We start from the raw sequence: 20,392 nt of genomic DNA, 5'->3' as shown, positions 1-20,392 counted from the left end.
ACAAGATTTATGATAAAAAGTGATAGAGCGAACTTCGGTAGTAAGTTAGGCGTAATACTCGCTTCTGCCGGCTCAGCAGTAGGATTGGGTAACATATGGAGATTCCCTTATGAGACAGGAAATCATGGGGGCGCGGCTTTTATATTGATTTATCTGGGTTGTGTGCTTCTCCTGGGACTTCCTATCATGATTGCCGAATTCCTGATAGGACGCCGTTCGAGAGCAAACACAGCAGGAGCCTATCAAAAACTCGCTCCCGGCACACATTGGCGTTGGGTAGGGCGCATGGGGGTATTGGCAGGCTTCCTGATACTCAGTTATTATTCAGTGGTGGCAGGATGGACGCTTGAATATGTTTTTGAAGCTGCAACAAACGGCTTCGCCGGAAAAACCTCCGGAGAGTTCATTGCTTCTTTCCAGGAATTTTCCAGTAACCCTTGGCGTCCGGTCTTATGGCTGGTAGCATTCCTGCTGATTACTCACTTCATCATCGTAAAAGGAGTAGAAAAGGGAATCGAGAAATCTTCCAAGATTATGATGCCTACCTTGTTTATCATTATCCTGATATTGGTAGTCTGCTCGGTCACTCTGCCGGGAGCCGGTGCAGGTATTGAGTTCCTGCTGAAACCGGACTTTAGTAAAGTAGACGGCAATGTATTTCTGAGTGCGATGGGACAAGCCTTCTTTTCTCTTAGCCTAGGGATGGGGTGCCTCTGTACCTACGCTTCTTATTTCAGCAAAGAAACCAATCTGACTAAAACCGCATTCAGCGTAGGCATCATTGATACTTTTGTGGCAATACTGGCAGGTTTTATCATCTTCCCGGCCGCCTTCTCCGTAGGTATCCAGCCCGGTTCCGGCCCGAGTCTTATCTTTATCACACTGCCTAATGTATTTCAACAAGCATTCAGCAGTGTACCTGCACTGGCATATATATTCTCAGTGATGTTCTATACCTTGCTGGCAATGGCAGCATTGACTTCCACCATTTCCCTGCACGAAGTAGTGACGGCTTATTTGCACGAAGAGTTCAAATTCTCCCGCGAAAAGGCGGCAAGGCTGGTCACCGGCGGATGTATATCTCTGGGAATACTCTGCTCCCTGTCATTGGGAGTGACGAAAGGATTCACTATCTTCGGACTGGGCACATTCGACCTCTTCGACTTTGTAACGGCTAAAATCATGCTTCCGCTCGGCGGATTATGCATCTCCCTCTTCACGGGATGGTATCTCGACAAGAAAGTGGTATGGTCGGAGATTACCAATGACGGTTCCTTGAAAGTACCTGTGTACAAACTAATCATCTTTATATTAAAGTATATAGCTCCGGTAGCCATCACACTGATATTTATCAACGAGCTGGGATTTATCAAACTATAATGTGGAAAGACTTTTTTTATTTCACTAAAACCGAACGACAAGGCATTATCGTCCTTGTCGTTCTTATTTTAGGAACATTCGCAATTCCTAAGCTCTTCACGCTTTTCATCCATCCCAAAGAGATGGATGCCGCAGAACAAGAGAAGTTAGAAAAAGAGTATAATGAGTTTATCTCTTCCCTCAAAGAGACAAAGCCATATCGGAAATCTACCGGCAACTCCTTTCGCTCATCTCCAAAAAGAGAGATAAGGCTTGCCGTCTTCGACCCGAACACAGCCGATTCCATGGCTTTTCTGTCTCTCGGATTACCGTCATGGATGGCTAAGAACATCTTGCGCTATCGCAGCAAACAAGGACGGTTCCACCACCCGGAAGACTTCCGGAAGATATACGGACTGACGGAAGAACAATATCAGACGCTACTTCCTTATATTCAGATTGCGAAAAGTTCCGAGACAAGAGAACCAGGAGATACTGTACAACTATTAACAGCCAAAAGCACACAACGGGATACCATATTCAAATACCAACCCGGCACCGTCATCAGCCTCAACTCTGCCGATACAACCGAGCTAAAAAAGATTCCCGGAATCGGAAGCGTCATTGCCCGGAGAATTGTAAATTACCGCAAGCGTCTGGGAGCTTTCTGCCGGATAGAGCAATTGCAGGAGATTCAGCTAAAAGCAGAGAAGCTCCGTCCCTGGTTTTCCATTGACGCCGGACAGATACATCGTATCAACTTAAATAAAGCAAGCCTGGAACGAATGACGTATCATCCGTATATCAACTTCTATCAAGCGAAAGTTATTGTAGAGTACCGGAAAAAGAAAGGAAACATAAAAAGCCTGAAACAGTTGTCGCTCTATGAGGAATTCACTCCGGCTGATTTTGAGAGGCTCGAGCCTTACGTCTGTTATGATTTATAAAAAAAGATGCATTCCTATCACACCAGACAAGAATGCATCACACACAAACAAAACAAACACTCTACTATCATCTTCACAGACTTCCGTAGAGAAGCGACTATAAATATATAGCTAAAAGATAGAACCCCAACAAGGTTCTAGCCTTTTGGTATGCATTTTTAGAAATAAGGTTTCTTAATTAATCTTTTTTAATCATACCATCCACCATATGTACTGTCCGGTCGGTGATTTTGGCAAGTCCTTCATCATGGGTGACAATAACAAATGTCTGCCCCAATCTATCCCTCAAATCAAAGAACAGTTGATGTAAATCTTCTTTATTTTGAGTATCCAGACTTCCGGATGGTTCGTCGGCCAAGATTACAGCCGGATCATTGATTAACGCACGCGCCACAGCTACCCGTTGTTTCTCCCCGCCCGACAGTTCATTCGGTTTGTGAGAAGCACGGTCGGCGAGTCCCATAAACTCCAGTATCTTCACCGCACGATCGTTTGCCTCTTTTGAAGATACCCCCGCTATAAAAGCAGGAATCATCACATTCTCCAATGCGGTAAACTCCGGCAAGAGCTGATGGAACTGGAACACGAAACCGATATTCTTATTACGGAAAGCAGACAGCTCCTTCTCCTTCATCCGGCTGACCACAGTTCCGTCAATTTCGACCGTGCCTGCATCCGGCTCATCCAGGGTACCCATAATCTGCAACAGAGTAGTCTTACCCGCCCCGCTCGGCCCCACAATACTGACAATCTCACTCTTGTTGATTTCCAAATCAATCCCTTTCAGCACTTGCAACGAACCGAAACTCTTCGTTATTCCTTCCAGTTTTATCATAATAGCCTTTTATAATCGTTTAATAACATATTCCGCGAGGTAGCATCCGAACACTGCCGGCATATAACTGACTGTTCCACAGGTTGATTTCTTGTTCTGCTCATCATCGGTCAGCAACACAGCCTTCGGATCCGCCTGTTCGGTACTGAATACCACCGGGAGTTTCCGCTTCATTCCCATCTTCTGAAGACGCTTCCGCACCGCTTTGCTTAATCCGCAGTGATAGGTATCCCAAAGGTCGGCAAAGCGGACTTGCGTTATATCACTCTTCGCCCCTGCCCCCATACTGGAAACAATCCGGATACGCCGCTTCATAGCTTCACTAATCAGATAACATTTCGGGCTGATAGTATCAATAGCATCTACTATAAAGTCATACTTTCCGGCATCCAGCAGTTCCGGTATATTTTCATCTTTCAGATAGACAGGAAGAACCCTCAGCTCAATATCCGGATTTATATCTTTATATCGGGCAGCCAGCACTTCTGCTTTTGTCTTTCCTAATGTAGAATGCATGGCAGGCAATTGCCTGTTCATATTGGTAGGCTGCACTGTATCGGCATCTACAATCGTCATCCGCCCTACTCCCGCACGACAAATCATCTCGGCGGCATAAGCCCCTACTCCGCCCAAACCTACGACTAACACATGGGAATTACGGATGCGATTCATCTTTTCCTTTCCCAAAAGAAGTTCCGTCCGTTGTTGCCAGTTATTTTCTTCCATCAGTTTTTCTTTAGCCATTTATAGAACCATTTACCGACCTTTTCATAATGTTGCGACTCATTATGTCCGCGAGGATCAGAGAAAGAAACAATCTCCTGCGGCTCGCCGAACTGGTCGGGATACAAAATAATCAAACTATTATTAGAGAAATACTTTCCGAGTTGCGCGGGCAGACGCTCGAAGGAAGTATCATAAGAGATAGACCCCCGACGGGCGGAAATAACCACCAGCAGATGGTCATAATTCACTTGTCCTGTTAATAAGAGAAGGTCTTCCCATTCGTCCAACGTAGTAAATTCGGTCGGCGTTCCTGCATATTTCTTCTTCACAAGTTGACGCAGCCTCATCAATGTCCGTTCATTTGCAAAGAAATGAACGCGGCATCCCAAGATACTTCCCATCCGGCAGAAGTGTTCCACCCATTTCACAAACCCCGTTTCATACTCGGCTTTTGGCGGAACGGCAATGTTGATTCGCCGCAAGGTATTCACCGGCATCAGGAATTTGGCAATCATCACTTCGCGATGCGTACCCTTCAGCAAACTTTCCGCCAAGTGCCCGAAGAACGAATCCACAATATTGGCTTTCCGGTGCAGACCGATGACGACGTCCGTAGCTTCATACTCCTTTATCGTGTGGATAATCCCCGAAGCGATGTTCAAATCATAACGGCTCACCATAGTGACAGGCACATCGGCAGCGGCGGCAATCATCGCAGCCTTTTCCAGATTACGTTTTCCCTGCAATTCTTTCTTTTCCGAACTATTATTATCATTGATAACGTTCAACGCAATCAACGCATTTTTCTGTTTAGCATCCTTTATCACCAATGCCAGGTTAACAAGGTCTTCAATCGTATCCGGATTGGCGACGGGAATCAGTATCTGTTCATTGCTTTTCTTTGTTCCCTCTTCTTCCGACTGCGTAGCTTCATCCAACGCAAAGCGACGGGCGGCACGTTCGGTCACTAAAGAACTGATAACACAGGTAAAAAGAATCATCACGACCGTACCGTTCAGCACATCGTCATTCAACAACCGCTCACCATTCTCCATGATAATTTCGTGCCCGATTAATACCGCCGCCAACGTAGCCGCTGCCTGCGCATTACTCAGACCGAATATCATGCTCCGTTCATTCGAATGCATTCCGTAAATCTTCTGCGTAATCCATGCAGCCAGCCATTTACTGAAGGTAGCCACCACCGTCATGACAACCGCCACTTTCAATGCCTCCCCACCGGTAAACAGGCTTCTTACGTCAATAATCATCCCGACACCAATCAGAAAATAAGGAATAAACAGCGCATTCCCTACAAACTCCAGACGGTTCATCAGAGGAGATACATGAGGAATCAGACGGTTCAAGACCAATCCGGCAAGGAAAGCCCCCAAGATACCTTCCATTCCCACAAACTCCATCAATCCGCCACCAAGGAAGACCATGGCCAGCACGAATACGAACTGCATCACGCTGTCATCGTACTTCCGGAAAAACCAACGGCCGATACGGGGGAAGAAGAAAACAATCAGGAATCCGAGGAAAGCGACTTTTGCCACAAGAAATCCCCAGAACCAACCGTCGACAGTCCCTTTGAACATACCGCCTACCACAGCGAGAATTATCAAAGCCAGAGTTACGGTGACAGCCGTGCCACCGATAGTTATATTGACACTGCGCAGACGCGACAATCCATAACGGCTGATGATAGGATAAGCAATCAACGTATGGGAAGCGTACATACTGGCCAGCAGCACGGCCGTGAGAAAACCATATCCCAACATACTCATACTGCTCCATATCCCCAGTCCCATCGGAATAAGAAAGGTAAGCCAGCCGAACACAATACTTTTCGCCCGGTTCTTCTTGAAGTCTTCCATATCCATCTCGAGCCCGGCAAGAAACATAATATAGTATAACCCCACTTTGCCGAAGAGTTCGAAACTGCTGTCGCGGTCGAGTACATGAAAGCCATGTTCGCCAATCACCACTCCTGCCAAAATCATACCTATAATATGAGGGATATGAAGACGCCCCAGAATCATCGGAGCAAACAGAATAATAATCAATACCAGAAAGAATACCCAGGTCGGGTCGGTTATCGGTAAGGTCAAATTAAAATCAAACAGGTTCATGGGCTGTAGCTTTAGGAATTCAATGCAAAGGAACAAAAAAGTTCGCATACCACCAATAAGTTACAGGGTTTGAGACGTGAGTTTTAGGTTATTTCAATACAGGTTTTACCAGTTTACCGCCAAAAACTCATCGTCTTATAACTTTTTTCTCACCCGAAATACTGATTATATGGCAAAATGTTATAATTTTGCAGCCAAATCTCTTCTATTCGACAGCGGATAGAGAGATATTCAATATTCACAATTTAACAAAAGAAAAAGATGAAAGTAGCTATTGTTGGCGTAAGCGGAGCCGTGGGACAGGAATTCCTGCGCGTGCTCGATGAGAGAAACTTCCCGTTGGACGAGTTAGTTTTGTTCGGTTCTAAACGTAGTGCCGGAACAACTTACACTTTCCGCGGTAAACAGATCGAGGTGAAACTCTTACAACACAACGATGACTTTAAAGGGGTAGACATTGCTTTCACTTCTGCCGGAGCAGGAACATCCAAGGAGTTCGAAAAAACAATCACCAAGTATGGTGCTGTGATGATCGACAACTCCAGCGCATTCCGTATGGATGCCGATGTGCCTCTGGTGGTGCCTGAAGTAAATGCCGAAGACGCATTGGAGCGTCCTCGCGGTGTCATTGCCAACCCGAACTGTACAACTATCCAGATGGTAGTTGCACTGAAAGCCATCGAACAGCTTTCTCATATAAAAACCGTGCACGTGTCTACCTATCAGGCAGCAAGCGGTGCGGGTGCCGCTGCCATGGACGAATTGTACGAACAATATCGTCAGGTATTGGCAAACGAGCCTGTGACTGTGGAAAAGTTCGCGTATCAGTTGGCTTTCAACCTGATTCCGCAGATTGACGTATTCACAGAAAACGGTTACACGAAGGAAGAGATGAAGATGTTTAACGAAACACGTAAGATCATGCATTCCGACATCAAGGTTAGTGCTACTTGCGTGCGTGTTCCCGCATTGCGTGCCCACTCCGAAAGCATTTGGGTAGAAACAGAACGTCCGATTTCCGTGGAAGAAGCCCGCGAAGCGTTCGCCAAGGGAGAAGGCCTGGTTCTTCAGGACAATCCTGCAGAGAAAGAATATCCGATGCCGTTGTTCCTGGCTGGTAAAGACCCGGTTTACGTAGGACGTATCCGCAAAGACCTGACAAACGAAAACGGGCTGACTTTCTGGATTGTAGGTGACCAGATTAAGAAGGGTGCCGCACTGAACGCTGTTCAGATTGCCGAGTATCTGATTAAAGTAAAAAATGTCTAAGGTATCAGTCCGGAGATAAAATCCGGACATCGACAAAGATAAGCCAAACCAATGAACCGGCTTGCAACGCGATACTGTTCGCAATGCAAGCCGGTTTCTTATTTTATATACCATATGCCTTCCTCATAAAACCGAAAAGGTTCTTTTGTCGCAAACCCTCACTTATTATAGGTATTTCATTTCTTTAAAATAACTAATTATAGCGATTGCCCCGCAGCCGTTATTTAACGAATTTTGCGCAAAACTTATTTATGAAGTATTGTCTTTTTAATATTGCATTGTGGGGGCTATTATTTTGCAATCTATTTGAGGTTGCCGCCAATTCAAACATCTATACAATCTCCGGTCGCGTGACCGAAGCAAAAACGAATTCCCCCTTGCCTGGTGCATCTATCGTTATCAAAGGCACCTACTTATGGGCTGTATCCAATCAGAAAGGAGAATTTACGATACCGGGAGTACAAAGCGGGAAATACAATATAGAAGTATCTTTCCTGGGTTATGTGCCGACAACTCTTCCTGTAGACGTACGTAAAGACATCAAGAATCTGACTATCCAACTCAAAGAAAATACCCTCGCACTGGAAGGAGTGGTTGTCACCGCACAAGCTCCGAAAAACGAGTTGAACACTACGCTGACTATCGGTAGCAATGCCTTAGAGCATCTCCAAGTATCCAATGTCAGTGATATTTCCGCACTGCTTCCTGGGGGAAAGACGAAAGTACCCGACCTTACCGCCAATAACATTTTCTCATTACGCGCCGGCGGTTCGACAGCCGGTAACGCTGCTTTCGGGACAGCCATAGAAGTAGATGGCGTACGCATCGGCAACAATGGTTCATTCGGCGACATGAACGGTGCGGATACCCGGAGCATTGCCGTAGCAGATATTGAATCGGTGGAAGTAATCACGGGCGTACCGTCCGCCGAATATGGCGACTTAAACAGCGGTATGGTTAAAATCAACACCAGAAAAGGAAAGACACCGTGGAACATATTACTCTCCATCAATCCGCGCACGGAACAGGTTTCGTTTTCAAAGGGACTTGATTTAGGGAATGACAAAGGAGTTATCAACATAAACGGAGAATGGACAAAGGCTACCCAAAAGCTGATTTCTCCTTATACCTCTTATACAAGAAGAAGTTTCTCTGCCGGATACAGCAATACTTTCCACAAAGTATTCCGGTTCGACATCGGCGTCACGGGCAATATCGGCGGTATGAATACGAAAGATGACCCTGACGCATATTCAGGAGAATATACCAAAGTGCGGGATAACGTATTCCGTGCCAATACTTCATTGGCGTGGTTGCTCAATAAATCGTGGATAACCAACCTCAAGTTTGACGCATCGGTGTATTATAATGATAATAACTCGCACTCGCACACTTTTTATTCTTCCGCATCCGAGCAACCGGCAGTGCACGCCACCCAGGAAGGGTATTTCCTGGCAAGCAAACTGCCGTACACTTATTTTGCCGACCAGGTGGTCGATTCCAAAGAACTGGATTACGCAGCATCCTTGAAGTATGAATGGAACCGTCGGTTCGGTACTGCAAACAGTAATCTGAAAGCAGGTGTTCAGTGGAAAGCAACGGGAAATGTGGGTGAAGGAGAATATTATAAAGACCCCGCATTGGCTCCGAACGGTTACCGTCCACGCCCTTATAGCGCATATCCGTATATGCATAACGTTTCGTTTTATGCAGAGGAAAGCCTGTCACTACCTGTCGGGAATACAATGCTCAGGTTGATGGCGGGCGTACGCTGGGAAAATCTATTTATCAAAGGGACGGAATATAACAGTCTGAACAGCCTTTCGCCACGCTTCAATGCCCGGTGGCAGTTGAACGAATATATCGCTATCCGTGGCGGATGGGGGATTTCCGAGAAATTGCCTTCTTTTTATATGCTGTATCTCAAGCAGGAATACCGGGATATACAGACTTTCGGATTCTCTTATAATAACAATGAGTCATCTTATGTGTATTATAGCCAGCCCTACACCTTGCTGCACAACGAGAATCTCCGCTGGCAAAAGAACCAAAACTCGGAGATAGGTATCGACCTCAATGTCGCCCGTACCCGAATTTCACTAGTCGGATACTTCAACCGCACGAAACTGCCGTATAAATACACAAGTACGTATACCCCGTTCGCATATGATATACTCCAATTACCCGATGGATTCACGATGCCCGCTAACCCGCAAATCAATGTGGACAGCCAGACGGGAATGGTTTATATACGTGAAAACGAATCGGACTACTGGACTCCGATGGACGTAAAGGTGACCGACCAGACCTTTGTCAAATCAACCTCTCCCGACAATGGCATGGACGTAATCCGCCGGGGAGCGGAACTGATTGTCGACTTCCCGGAGATACCCCCTATCCGTACACAATTCCGGATAGATGCTGCCTATACTTACACGAAATATATAGATAACTCGTTATCCTATTATTATCAGAACGGATGGTCGCACACCGATGCCAGCCTTCCCAACCGTTCTTACCAATATGTAGGTATCTACGCCAACGGCGACAATTCATCCATAACCGCCAACGGCAGGCGCACCCACTCGCTGGATGCCAATATCACCGCCATCACCCGTATCCCGAAAGCCCGGCTGATTATATCCTGCCGACTGGAAGCCTCACTAGTGAAGCGTTCGCAGAACATCTCCGAATACAAGGGCAAGGAATACGCCTTCAAAGTCAGCGAAAGCAGTAATATCCGAACCGAAGGAAGCATCTACAACGGAGATTCCTACACAGCCATCTGGCCGGTAGCCTATCTCGACCTGAATAACGAAATGCATCCTTTCACTTCCGCCGAAGCCGAAAACCCGGAGTTCTCTTATCTGATACGTAAATCGGGTAATGCCTATACGTTCGCAGCCGACGGTTACGACCCGTATTTCTCTGCCAACATCAACATAACCAAAGAGATTGGCGACCACATATCCCTGTCTCTCAACGCTATCAACTTTACGAACTCACGCCCTTATGTGAAATCCCGTGCAACCGGTGTAAGCGCGCTCTTCACCCCTGATTTCTACTACGGGCTCACTTGCCGCATTAAATTTTAAACTTATGAAGCAATCCATCTACATAGTATTACTGACAGCCGCCATCAGCATCGCAGCAGGATGCACGGACATCGACAAAGAGAATCCGTACGGCGACCAATTGCATACCCTGCAAGTCACTGCCGTCTATCCGGAAGGTTATACAGAATATCTCCGGGAAGGAATAACCGTGAAAATTGAAGACGTAGACCGTGGCAACTCTTACAAGGCAAAAACCGACAAGGACGGAACGGTGCAATTTTCACTGACACAAGGAATCTACCGTGTGCAAATCAGTGACAAGAGCGACCAGGACATCTTCAACGGGCTCGCCGACAATGTAAAACTGACGGACGGGGATATGGCTTTTAATCTGCCATTGCTCCACTCCAGAGCGGGAGCTATCATCATCAAGGAAATCTACTGCGGCGGTTGTACCAAGCTGCCATTGGAAGGAAATTACCAGTCCGATAAATATATTATCCTGCACAATAACGATTCGGAAGTACAATACCTCGACAGTTTATGCTTCGGGACGCTCGACCCTTACAATGCGCAAGCCACCAACGTATGGGTGAAGCAGGACGCAGAAACCGGAGCAACCATCTTCCCCGACTTCGCTCCCATCGCCCAGTGCGTCTGGCAGTTTGGCGGCACAGGCAAGACGTTCCCGCTGCAACCGGGTGAAGATGCGGTGATTGCCCTCAACGGAGCCATCGACCATGCGGCACAATATCCGCAGTCCGTCAACCTGAACAAACCCGGATACTTTGTCTGCTACAACAACGTCTATTTCCCGAACACGCAATACCACCCGGCTCCGGGCGACCAAATCACGCCGGAACATTACTTGAACGTTGTCGTGAAGACGGGACAGGCCAATGCCTATACCTACTCGCTATCCTCTCCCGCCACAATCATCTTCAAGGCTAAGGGCACTACAATACAAGATTTCGTTGCCAAAGAAGGCAGCATCATACAAAAGCCCGGAAGCACAGTCGACCGGGTGATAGCCGTCCCGCTTGAATGGGTTATCGACGGCACGGAGATATACTACGGAGGTTCCTCGAACAATAAGAAGCGTATCTCTCCTTCCATCGACGCCGGATACGTCACCCAAAGCGCCACTTACAACGGGCGCAGCCTGCACCGCCAGGTAGACGAAGAAGCCACACAGGAAGCGGGTTATGAGATACTGGTAGATACCAACAACTCTTCCACCGATTTTTACGAACGAGAAAAACCATCTTTGCATGAGTGATATGAGAAAAATAGATATAACCTGTCTTTTGCTATTATGCATGGTGTCCGCAACTTCGGCACAGACCTATGACATTATAGAACGGCGTAACTCATGGAATGCCGGAGCCAATGTCACGGGCATCATGATGGACAGCATCACTACCTCTTACGCCGAATTGTACGGAAACAACCGCCACGGTGACTTCCGCAACTCGTACGAAGCGGAAAAGTCATGGAGTGCCGGGGCGATAGCAAAGTCCATCACCCACTTGAAAGGCTATTCTCTGACCGGTTCATTCTCCTTCGACCAAACTTCGGGCAAGAATATGAGCGGCTCGATGTTTATCCATCCGGGCTTTTACCCGGTAGACGTTCTGGAGTTCACCCCCGGACGCAAAGACCTGCAAACCTATGCGTTCATGGGCGGTATAGCAACAGACATCGCCCCCAACTGGCGATTGGGCGGTAAGATAGATTTTTCCGCAGCCAACTACTCCAAACGGAAAGACTTGCGGCATACCAACTACAGGCTCGACCTGACGGTAGCCCCCAGTGTCATGTATCATTCCGGTGAACTGGCAATCGGGCTTTCGTATCTCTTCAACAAAAACAGCGAATCTGTCAAAGCGGAAGTTATCGGTACGGCAGAGACGTCCTACAATGCCTTTCTGGATAAAGGACTGATGTATGGAGCCTACGAAGCATGGAACGGCAGCGGTATCCACTTGAGTGAATCGGGAATCAACGGTTTCCCTGTCAAAGAGCTCTCTCACGGAGCAGCGATGCAACTTCAATGGAAAGGCTTCTACGGAGATATTGAATATATGCACTCTTCCGGCTCTGCAGGCGAACGGGAAGCTATCTGGTTCAAATTCCCGACGCACCGGATTACCTCTCATCTGAGTTACCGCTTCAAACAGGGAAACAAGGAACATTTTCTGCGGCTGAACCTGCAATGGTCGCACTTGGCAAATAATGAGAACGTTATCAGCAAGGAAACGGTCAACGGAATAACAACGACTCACGTACACGGCTCCAACCGTATCTTCGAGCAAGACGCTTTTTCCGCCAATCCCGAATATGAACTTATATGCCCGCGCGGAGAACTTCGCCTGGGAACGGAATTATCGGCATCCAAACGTCTCGTGACTCAGATGTACCCTTACGTCGCTTCGGAAAAGATGCTTTGCAGCCGGACGTATATCTCCGGGATACTTCACACCGGAAGATTCGACCTGAAAGCCGCCGCATCCTTTTCTACGGGAGACTTCACCGAGAAAAGCAGAACCGTTGAGACAGCTACGGAAGCGGGCAATCCGCCTTATCGTCTGACTGATTATTATAATCTACAGAATGAATACGCAACCGCCACGCACGCCACTCTCCGTCTCGGATTACGCTATCATTTCAACCGGGGAATTTATGCGGAGATACAGGGAAGCTATACGCACGGTTTCAACCTCAACTATATAGAGGGTGCGAGCCGATGGAACGAAACCATAAAGCTAGGATATACTTTTTAAAAACAATCAATATCCATACGAACTAAATTATTAAACAATGAAAAAGATTTTGACGTTTATGTTTGCAGCAGCGCTTCTGGCATCCTGCCAGCAAGAAGAGAAGGAAGCAACGGCTATTGGCACTAGCAGCCGCATAACTATTGCTCCCATAATCACACGTGCTACGGAAGTTAACTTCGAAAATACAGACCAAATCGGAGTAACAGTCACCCAAAGCAATGACTTCGTATATGCATCAAACAAACTGATGACATTCAATGACGGAGTATTTACCGGTGATTTACTTTGGTATCCGGAAGGAAATGACGAATCGCAGATAGTAGCCTATTATCCATATAATGCGGCCGGTACTCCGACTTCATTTACGGTAAAAGCCGACCAGACTACAGGTTACGGTGCATCCGACCTTATTGCTGCGAGCAAGTCCGGCGTACTTCCTTCTACCAATGCTATCGTCATGAACTTTAAGCACCTACTTACCAAACTGGTCATCAACGTAGAGAATGATACGCAATCAAACATTTCATCTGTTGTACTGAAAGGTTCTGTACCAACCGCCATTCTCGACCTGGCAGCCCTTTCGGTTACAGCCGACGAGAACGTTGCAACAACAGACATCATCGCACAAGCTGTTACAGCAAACAAGGTCTATCGCGCCATCGTCATTCCGCAGACGGTAGCTTTCACTCTTGAAGTAGCAACTGCTGACGGCAAGACTTTATCACAGAGACTCGCTTCTACGACATTGGTTCAAGGCGGACAATACAGTGTGAATGTCCGTGTGTTACCTGATGATATTATCGTTACACTGAGCGGTGAGATTGATAATTGGACAGATGAGGGCGAAATCAGCGCTGACAATGAAGTTCCTTTCGAAGAACATCTTGACGAAAACTATTTCCTGTATGACAGAGTGAAATACAATACCGTAACCTTTGCAAACGGAACAACATGGATGGCTGAACCGCTTATCTATCTCCCGAAAGGATTTACTCCTTCCACCGACCCAACCGCAGATTCACATATCTGGTATCCGTATGAAATTGTAGACGGCGCAACCGTAGCTACAACCGATATTAGTGCCATAAAAGAATTGGGCTATCTCTATGACCTGCAAGCTGCCCTGGGCGGTAAGGAAATTACTGAGAGTAATTTGAATAGCTTTGAAGGAGCACAAGGTATCTGTCCGAAAGGATGGCACATACCGACACGCCTGGAGTACTTTAACCTGGTAGGAAAATCAACGAATGATGCTGACGGTAAAGTACCGGCTGATGGTGATAAAGCTCTTTTCTATGATGTAACCTATGACGGTGGCAAAATAACATCACTTAATAATGCAGGATTCAATTACCGGTTCTCCGGTGTACGCATGGTAACAAGCCTCACCGGAGCCGGCAGTTATCAAAAGACTGCAATAGCCAGTGAAGACAACATCCAAGCTGCATGGCATGGGAAACCGGCAATGAATTACCATATGACTTCGACTGCCTACAAACCCATATACAACAATACTTCCGGATTATTGACCAACATACAGTTCTTCGGATTGATGAGTACAATCAATACAGCCAAGTATCCGGAAGGCAGATTATCACTATCTTATGTCAGCGTCAAAGCCGGCATGCAACTTCGTTGCGTAAGGGACTAATCCGCCAGCCCAAGGGGCAATATTTGTTTCATGCCTTGAAACTATTTGTTTCTCGGTGTGAAACGAATGGTTTCCCGGTGTGAAACAAAGTGTTTCTCGGTGTGAAACTAAAAGTTTCAAGTAGGGTTGAAACTAATCTCTTATAGGACCGGCTACTGAATGCTATAAGCAGAGCAATAAACTATTTACAAACTATATAAAAAACGAAGCAGTAACAATGAAAACAAAAAAGCTAACTATCGTCGTTGCTTTAGCAGCAATGACTTTTATCGGAACTTCATGTGGTAACAAACAACAGAAAAGCGCAGCGGAAGCGACTACGGAGCAAACCGCCTCTTCCGCTCTGGAAATCGACTCTCTCCTGGCAAATGCCGAAAGCCTTGCCGGAAAAGAAGTGACCATCGAAGGCGTTTGTACGCACACCTGCAAACATGGAGCCAAGAAAATCTTCCTCATGGGCAGTGACGACACGCAGGTAATCCGCGTGGAAGCCGGAACACTGGGCGCATTCGACCCTAAATGCGTGAACTCCATCGTCCGCGTCACCGGCACGCTGAAAGAGCAACGCATCGACGAAGCCTATCTCCAGAACTGGGAAGCGCAACTCAAAGCGCAAGCTGCCGAGAAGCACGGTACAGGCGAAGCCGGATGCGACACCGAAAAGAAAGCGCGCGGCGAAACAGCCAACACGCCCGAAGCCCGCATCGCCGACTTCCGCGCCAAGATAGCCGACCGCAAAGCAAAAACAGGAAAAGAGTATTTATCATTCTATTTTATGGAAGCTAATTCGTATGAAGTGGAGTAGCAGCGTCCGCAAATGGAGCCGGATTATACACCGCGACTTATCATTTTTCTTTGCCGGAATGGTCTTGATATATGCCATTTCCGGCATTGTGATGAATCATCGCAATACAATTAATCCGAACTTCTCCATCACGCGGAAAGAATATAAGATAACCGAAAACCTGCCGGACAAGGCGGGAATGAATAAGGAAAAAGTACTTACCCTGCTGGAACCACTGGGAGAGGCAGCCAACTATACCAAACATTACTTCCCTCAAGCGGACGTAATGAAAGTATTCTTGAAAGGCGGCTCCAACCTCTTGGTGAATGTAAAGACGGGGGAAGCAGTTTACGAATCCGTCACCCGTCGCCCGCTTATCGGGGCGATGTCCCGCCTGCATTACAATCCGGGACAGTGGTGGACGTACTTTGCTGATATTTTCGCTGTCGGGCTTATTATCATCACCCTTTCCGGCGTCATCATGCTGAAAGGGAATAAAGGTATTATCGGCAGAGGGGGAATAGAACTCATTGCAGGAATCTTGATTCCCCTGCTTTTCCTCTTCTTCTTTTGAATAGAATAACAGATAAAATCGAATGGAACAAATTATCGAATGTAACAACCTGACGCATTATTACGGCAAACGGTTGATTTATGAAAACCTCAGTTTCACAGTACCCAAAGGACGTATCCTGGGACTGTTGGGCAAAAACGGTACGGGCAAGACCACCACTATAAATATCCTGAGCGGTTACCTGAAACCGCGCTCGGGAGAATGCCGCATCTTCGGACAAGAGATACAAACCATGCCACCGTCCCTGCGTCGTAACATCGGACTGCTGATTGAGGGTCATGTGCAATACCAGTTTATGACTATCACCGAAATTGAGAAATTCTATGCAGCTTTCTACCCCGGTCAGTGGAAAAAGGAAGCGTATTATGAACTGATGAATAAGCTGAAAGTCGCCCAGGGGCAACGCATCTCGCGCATGTCCTGCGGACAACGCTCGCAAGTAGCCCTCGGACTGATTCTCGCACAGAATCCTGAACTTCTGGTATTGGACGACTTCTCCCTCGGACTCGACCCGGGTTACCGCCGCCTGTTCGTTGATTATCTCCGCGACTATGCCCGCTCTGAAGGTAAAACCGTCTTTCTGACTTCGCATATCATTCAGGATATGGAACGTCTTGTGGACGATTGCATCATCATGGATTACGGAAAGATACTGATTCAGAAGCCGATTTCCGAATTATTGGAGAAGGGACGCCGCTATACATTTACGGTTCCCGAAGGTTATGAATTTCCCGCGTCCGAGGATTTCTACCATCCTTCCGTCCTGCGGAATACGTTGGAGACATTCTCCTTCCTGCCGCCTGCGGCAGCAGAGGAAAAACTGAAATCAATGTCAGTTCCTTATGCAGACTTGCATAGTGAACAGGTGAACCTGGAAGACGCTTTCATCGGTCTGACGGGAAAATATTAAATACTCAACAACAATGTACGCTATATTTTATAAAGAATGGATAAAGACACGGTGGTATTTCCTGCTTGCCGTGCTCGCCACACTCGGTTTTACAGGCTACTGTATGCTCCGCATCAACCGGGTGGTAGAAATGAAAGGGGCTGCGCATGTATGGGAAGTCATGCTGCAACGGGATGTTATATTCATTGATATGTTGCAATATATCCCTCTGATTGCCGGGATACTGATGGCTATCGTGCAGTTCGTCCCCGAGATGCAGCGCAAATGCCTGAAACTGACGCTTCATCTGCCTTACCCGGAATTGAAGATGACAGGCAATATGCTATTCTCCGGCTTGGTGCTGCTCCTTGCCTGCTTTGCTTCCAACTTCCTGCTGATGGAGATATACTTGAACGGAGTGCTTGCCCACGAGTTGAAAAACCATATACTGCTCACTGCGCTGACGTGGTATCTGGCGGGAATCTCCGGTTATCTGCTTGTCGCATGGATTTGCCTCGAACCGGCATGGAAACGCCGTATCCTGAATCTCGTCATCGCCGTGCTTTTACTGCGAATCTTCTTTTTGTCGCCCACACCGGAAGCCTACAACAAGTTCCTGCCTTATCTGCTGGTCTATACGTTGCTGACGGCTTCTTTCTCGTGGCTTTCCATCGTACGGTTCAAGGCGGGCAAACAGGACTAAAAGAAATGAAGAATGAAGAATGAAAAATTAATAATGAAGAATTAAAGATGAGACGTTTCAGTACCATATTATTATATGTCACCATTGCTTTTCTGCTTCTATGGCAGTTGCCCTGGTGCTACAATTTCTTTGTCGTAAAGCCGGAGAAGTCCCCTTTTACGTTATATAGTTTCGTGATTGGTGACTTCGTCCTGATGGGACAAGAAGACGGAAAAGGAACCGTGCGCCGCGACCTCGCAGGCAATGTCTACTCGGAAGCTGCTTTCGACAGTATCCTGCCGATGTTCTACTTCCGTCAGTTAATGTCCGACGAGCGTTTCCCGGATACGATTAAAGGGATAGCAGTTACCCCCAAGCTGGTGCAGACGGAGAACTTCAATTTCCGCAGTGTCCCTTCGGATATCAATGCACCTTCCATCGGGCTTTATCCCTTGCTGGAATCCATGTCCGGTCGTGTAGACCTGAAGATGCCGGATGATGTGTTCCGCATTACTTCCAAAGGGATTGATTTTATCGACATGGCTACCAACAGTGTGAAAGCAGACAAGAGCCTTCAGTTCACGGAAGCTATGACGAAAAAAGGGTTCTGTTTCCCCGCTACGGAGATAGCAGGAAATCCGACAGTGAAAAAAGAGTATGACGAAGGGTATCTTCTGCTGGATGCCGACCGTCGTCTGTTCCATCTGAAACAGGTGAAAGGTCGTCCGTATGTCCGTGCCATAACGTTGCCCGAAGGACTGGCATTGAAACACTTGTACCTGACGGAATTCAGAAATAAAAAGACGCTCGCTTTTATGACAGACGTCAACAATGTGTTTTATGTCTTGAACAATCGTACTTATGAGGTAGTGAAGACAGGTATCCCGATGTTCAATCCCGAAACGGACGCGCTGACAATCATAGGCAATATGTTCGACTGGACTGTCCGGGTGACTACTCCGGCTTCCGATAATTACTACGCATTGAATGCCAATGATTATTCACTGATTAAAGCATTGGAAAACAAGTCGAGTGTTCATCCTATGCCGGGTGTTACTTTCACTTCCTACACGGATAAATATGTAATGCCACGCTTCGAATAACCTCCCTATTCCACACATTCAATCAGTCAGGGATTTTATCGGAAACCTGTAAAACAGAAGCAGCTTCCGACAATCCCTGATTGTTATTTCCCATATCCATAAAAAACAAAAAGCAATAATTTTCATTTATTCAACAAAAAGCCATATCTTTGTTCACACAAATAGATAAATAAGCCGCAATTGCCTCTGCGTTATACACAAACAAATACGGTTAATGAAAACTACTTTATATATAACCGTATGAGAATCTACAAAACACTTATATTCATATCCCTAAACCTTTTGGTCCTTTTATTCCAAAGTTGCTCACTCCCTGCCGATGACGAAGCGGCAGAAAATCCCGAAGGAGAAGATACTATCACATCCGAACTTCCATGGGAAGGGGAAACGGACAAATTCACCATCAATGCCATAGAAGGAATCCGCCTGAATGACCCGCAGGAAGATGCAGGAACTGCCTACGCCACCTTCCCTTCTTCTTCCGTAAAAAACACCCGTTGGGAATTCGGAGTACGCCTTACTTTTAATCCGTCCGCCAACAATTATACCCGATTTTACCTGACCTCTTCTTCCAACGTACTTTCCGGCAGTTTGAACGGTTATTATATCCAAATAGGCGGAGCCAAAGACAACGTAGCGCTTTATCGCCAGAATGGAGAACAATCCAAACTTCTGGCTTCGGGAAGGGAACTGATGAAAGGAAACAACTCACCGAAGTTATATATAAAAGTAGAGTGTGACAACAACGGCTACTGGACTTTCTGGACACGCCTGGAATCCGAGGATGAATATACCAAAGAAAAACAAGTGAAGGACAATAGTATCCAAAACTCTTCCTGCTGCGGAATATACTGTATTTATACCCAAACCCGCTGCAAAGGCATCACTTTCCATCATGTACAGTTATCGAACGATGTAGAAACAACGACAAAACCCGACGGGACACCGGATGAACCGGATACCCCCGCAGACCCTGTCCCCATTCCGCCTGATTATCCGGCAGAAGTAAAAGGGATTTTATTGTTCAACGAAGTTATGTATGATAATGCAACAGACGGGACAGAATATATAGAACTCTATAACCCATCCGGTTCTACCGTCTCTGTCCCGTCATTAAAACTTATGAGATATGTAGATGCAGGGGCGAACACCACAACCACCAAGTCTACCGTTATCCTGCAACAGACAGACGGCAATCAGGAAATAAGCGTTCCCCCTTACAGCTATATATGCCTTACGAAATCAGCCGCTACCCTCATCAAAAAGCACAAGACTAATGGAGAGACAATCATCGGAATAGCTAACTTTCCAAAACTGACCAACGAAGACAGTTATCTCGCTATAATGACTAACGAGGAAAAGTCACGGCTTATTGACAAATGCAGTTACTTTGAATCCATGCACAGTTCCGGTGATAAAAGACATCAAGGCATATCCCTTGAGAAGGTTTCACCGGAACTGTCTTCCTCAACCCGGAAGAACTGGCATTCATCCAAGGCACTGACAGGGGGAACGCCGGGGATACCAAACTCACAAAAATAGGTTCACTCTCAAGACCTTTCTATTGGCATGCTTGTACCAACGTGGTGGCACAAGACA

Annotated in this window: 16 protein-coding genes; 13 read left to right on the top strand and 3 right to left on the bottom strand. The window is 46.7% G+C overall.

From position 1 onward, the window contains the following. Positions 1 to 9 precede the first annotated feature (9 nt). Both ACGHVY_RS17765 and ACGHVY_RS17760 read left to right on the top strand, forming a co-directional pair. On the top strand, positions 10 to 1,380 hold the full coding sequence (locus ACGHVY_RS17765) for a sodium-dependent transporter (RefSeq protein WP_390600348.1): 1,371 nt from the start codon (positions 10 to 12) through the stop codon (positions 1,378 to 1,380). Next, positions 1,380 to 2,306, top strand: coding sequence for a helix-hairpin-helix domain-containing protein (locus tag ACGHVY_RS17760; RefSeq protein ID WP_390600345.1), 927 nt, complete (start codon positions 1,380 to 1,382; stop codon positions 2,304 to 2,306). Before ACGHVY_RS17765 ends, ACGHVY_RS17760 begins: the two co-directional genes overlap by 1 nt. A gap of 178 nt (positions 2,307 to 2,484) precedes the next feature. Here the strand turns inward: ACGHVY_RS17760 and ACGHVY_RS17755 are convergent, their stop codons facing one another. Genes ACGHVY_RS17755 through ACGHVY_RS17745 form a run of 3 tightly spaced genes read right to left on the bottom strand, consistent with a single transcriptional unit; the run spans position 2,485 to position 6,002 of the window. Next, complete coding sequence (locus tag ACGHVY_RS17755) at positions 2,485 to 3,141, bottom strand: ABC transporter ATP-binding protein (protein ID WP_308747404.1); 657 nt, start codon at positions 3,139 to 3,141, stop codon at positions 2,485 to 2,487. 9 nt (positions 3,142 to 3,150) lie between these two features. Then, positions 3,151 to 3,885, bottom strand: coding sequence for a ThiF family adenylyltransferase (locus tag ACGHVY_RS17750; RefSeq protein ID WP_390600341.1), 735 nt, complete (start codon positions 3,883 to 3,885; stop codon positions 3,151 to 3,153). Next, the gene (locus ACGHVY_RS17745) at positions 3,867 to 6,002 is read right to left on the bottom strand and encodes a cation:proton antiporter (RefSeq protein ID WP_308747406.1); all 2,136 of its coding nucleotides are present in this window, start codon (positions 6,000 to 6,002) and stop codon (positions 3,867 to 3,869) included. The genes ACGHVY_RS17750 and ACGHVY_RS17745 overlap by 19 nt, the downstream gene beginning before the upstream one ends. 261 nt (positions 6,003 to 6,263) lie before the next feature. On the opposite strand from ACGHVY_RS17745, the gene ACGHVY_RS17740 reads away from it, so the two are divergent. The 11 genes from ACGHVY_RS17740 (at position 6,264) to ACGHVY_RS17690 (ending at position 20,335) form a co-directional block, all read left to right on the top strand. After that, positions 6,264 to 7,271 (top strand): aspartate-semialdehyde dehydrogenase, encoded by a 1,008-nt coding sequence (locus ACGHVY_RS17740; RefSeq protein WP_390600338.1) that lies wholly within the window; start codon positions 6,264 to 6,266, stop codon positions 7,269 to 7,271. A gap of 251 nt (positions 7,272 to 7,522) precedes the next feature. Then, the gene (locus ACGHVY_RS17735) at positions 7,523 to 10,366 is read left to right on the top strand and encodes a TonB-dependent receptor domain-containing protein (protein WP_390600336.1); all 2,844 of its coding nucleotides are present in this window, start codon (positions 7,523 to 7,525) and stop codon (positions 10,364 to 10,366) included. A 4-nt stretch (positions 10,367 to 10,370) separates the two neighbouring features. Further along, a complete protein-coding gene (locus ACGHVY_RS17730; RefSeq protein ID WP_390600334.1) occupies positions 10,371 to 11,606 on the top strand; it encodes a DUF4876 domain-containing protein in 1,236 nt (411 codons plus the stop codon). Beyond that, entirely contained in the window at positions 11,599 to 13,110 is a 1,512-nt protein-coding gene (locus ACGHVY_RS17725; RefSeq protein WP_390600332.1) for a DUF6850 family outer membrane beta-barrel protein, read from the top strand. Before ACGHVY_RS17730 ends, ACGHVY_RS17725 begins: the two co-directional genes overlap by 8 nt. A 37-nt stretch (positions 13,111 to 13,147) precedes the next feature. Next, positions 13,148 to 14,761, top strand: coding sequence for a fimbrillin family protein (locus ACGHVY_RS17720; RefSeq protein WP_390600330.1), 1,614 nt, complete (start codon positions 13,148 to 13,150; stop codon positions 14,759 to 14,761). A 217-nt stretch (positions 14,762 to 14,978) separates the two neighbouring features. After that, a complete protein-coding gene (locus tag ACGHVY_RS17715) occupies positions 14,979 to 15,566 on the top strand; it encodes a hypothetical protein (RefSeq protein ID WP_390600328.1) in 588 nt (195 codons plus the stop codon). Beyond that, the gene (locus ACGHVY_RS17710) at positions 15,553 to 16,119 is read left to right on the top strand and encodes a PepSY-associated TM helix domain-containing protein (protein ID WP_390600326.1); all 567 of its coding nucleotides are present in this window, start codon (positions 15,553 to 15,555) and stop codon (positions 16,117 to 16,119) included. Before ACGHVY_RS17715 ends, ACGHVY_RS17710 begins: the two co-directional genes overlap by 14 nt. 22 nt (positions 16,120 to 16,141) lie before the next feature. Then, on the top strand, positions 16,142 to 17,029 hold the full coding sequence (locus tag ACGHVY_RS17705) for an ABC transporter ATP-binding protein (protein WP_390600324.1): 888 nt from the start codon (positions 16,142 to 16,144) through the stop codon (positions 17,027 to 17,029). Positions 17,030 to 17,042: 13 nt separating this feature from the next. Further along, positions 17,043 to 17,711, top strand: a complete 669-nt coding sequence (locus ACGHVY_RS17700; protein ID WP_390600321.1) for a hypothetical protein — start codon at positions 17,043 to 17,045, stop codon at positions 17,709 to 17,711. Between the two features lie 47 nt (positions 17,712 to 17,758). Next, entirely contained in the window at positions 17,759 to 18,793 is a 1,035-nt protein-coding gene (locus ACGHVY_RS17695; protein WP_390600318.1) for a DUF4857 domain-containing protein, read from the top strand. 240 nt (positions 18,794 to 19,033) lie between these two features. Further along, positions 19,034 to 20,335 (top strand): lamin tail domain-containing protein, encoded by a 1,302-nt coding sequence (locus tag ACGHVY_RS17690; protein ID WP_390600316.1) that lies wholly within the window; start codon positions 19,034 to 19,036, stop codon positions 20,333 to 20,335. Positions 20,336 to 20,392 lie beyond the last annotated feature (57 nt).

The sequence above is a fragment of the Bacteroides sp. f07 genome (genome assembly GCF_042854785.1).
In the GTDB taxonomy this organism is placed as follows: Bacteria; Bacteroidota; Bacteroidia; order Bacteroidales; family Bacteroidaceae; genus Bacteroides.
This window is presented reverse-complemented; position numbering and strand designations above follow the sequence as displayed.

Excerpts from the sequence above, each read along its gene's own strand:
- ACGHVY_RS17720 (WP_390600330.1), top strand. The coding sequence starts at position 13,148 with ATGAAAAAGATTTTGACGTTTATGTTTGCAGCAGCGCTTCTGGCATCC.
- ACGHVY_RS17725 (WP_390600332.1), top strand. The coding sequence starts at position 11,599 with ATGAGTGATATGAGAAAAATAGATATAACCTGTCTTTTGCTATTATGC.
- ACGHVY_RS17710 (WP_390600326.1), top strand. The coding sequence starts at position 15,553 with ATGAAGTGGAGTAGCAGCGTCCGCAAATGGAGCCGGATTATACACCGC.
- ACGHVY_RS17750 (WP_390600341.1), bottom strand. The coding sequence starts at position 3,885 with ATGGCTAAAGAAAAACTGATGGAAGAAAATAACTGGCAACAACGGACG.
- ACGHVY_RS17730 (WP_390600334.1), top strand. The coding sequence starts at position 10,371 with ATGAAGCAATCCATCTACATAGTATTACTGACAGCCGCCATCAGCATC.
- ACGHVY_RS17690 (WP_390600316.1), top strand. The coding sequence starts at position 19,034 with ATGAGAATCTACAAAACACTTATATTCATATCCCTAAACCTTTTGGTC.
- ACGHVY_RS17745 (WP_308747406.1), bottom strand. The coding sequence starts at position 6,002 with ATGAACCTGTTTGATTTTAATTTGACCTTACCGATAACCGACCCGACC.
- ACGHVY_RS17740 (WP_390600338.1), top strand. The coding sequence starts at position 6,264 with ATGAAAGTAGCTATTGTTGGCGTAAGCGGAGCCGTGGGACAGGAATTC.
- ACGHVY_RS17755 (WP_308747404.1), bottom strand. The coding sequence starts at position 3,141 with ATGATAAAACTGGAAGGAATAACGAAGAGTTTCGGTTCGTTGCAAGTG.
- ACGHVY_RS17700 (WP_390600321.1), top strand. The coding sequence starts at position 17,043 with ATGTACGCTATATTTTATAAAGAATGGATAAAGACACGGTGGTATTTC.
- ACGHVY_RS17760 (WP_390600345.1), top strand. The coding sequence starts at position 1,380 with ATGTGGAAAGACTTTTTTTATTTCACTAAAACCGAACGACAAGGCATT.
- ACGHVY_RS17735 (WP_390600336.1), top strand. The coding sequence starts at position 7,523 with ATGAAGTATTGTCTTTTTAATATTGCATTGTGGGGGCTATTATTTTGC.
- ACGHVY_RS17765 (WP_390600348.1), top strand. The coding sequence starts at position 10 with ATGATAAAAAGTGATAGAGCGAACTTCGGTAGTAAGTTAGGCGTAATA.
- ACGHVY_RS17705 (WP_390600324.1), top strand. The coding sequence starts at position 16,142 with ATGGAACAAATTATCGAATGTAACAACCTGACGCATTATTACGGCAAA.
- ACGHVY_RS17695 (WP_390600318.1), top strand. The coding sequence starts at position 17,759 with ATGAGACGTTTCAGTACCATATTATTATATGTCACCATTGCTTTTCTG.
- ACGHVY_RS17715 (WP_390600328.1), top strand. The coding sequence starts at position 14,979 with ATGAAAACAAAAAAGCTAACTATCGTCGTTGCTTTAGCAGCAATGACT.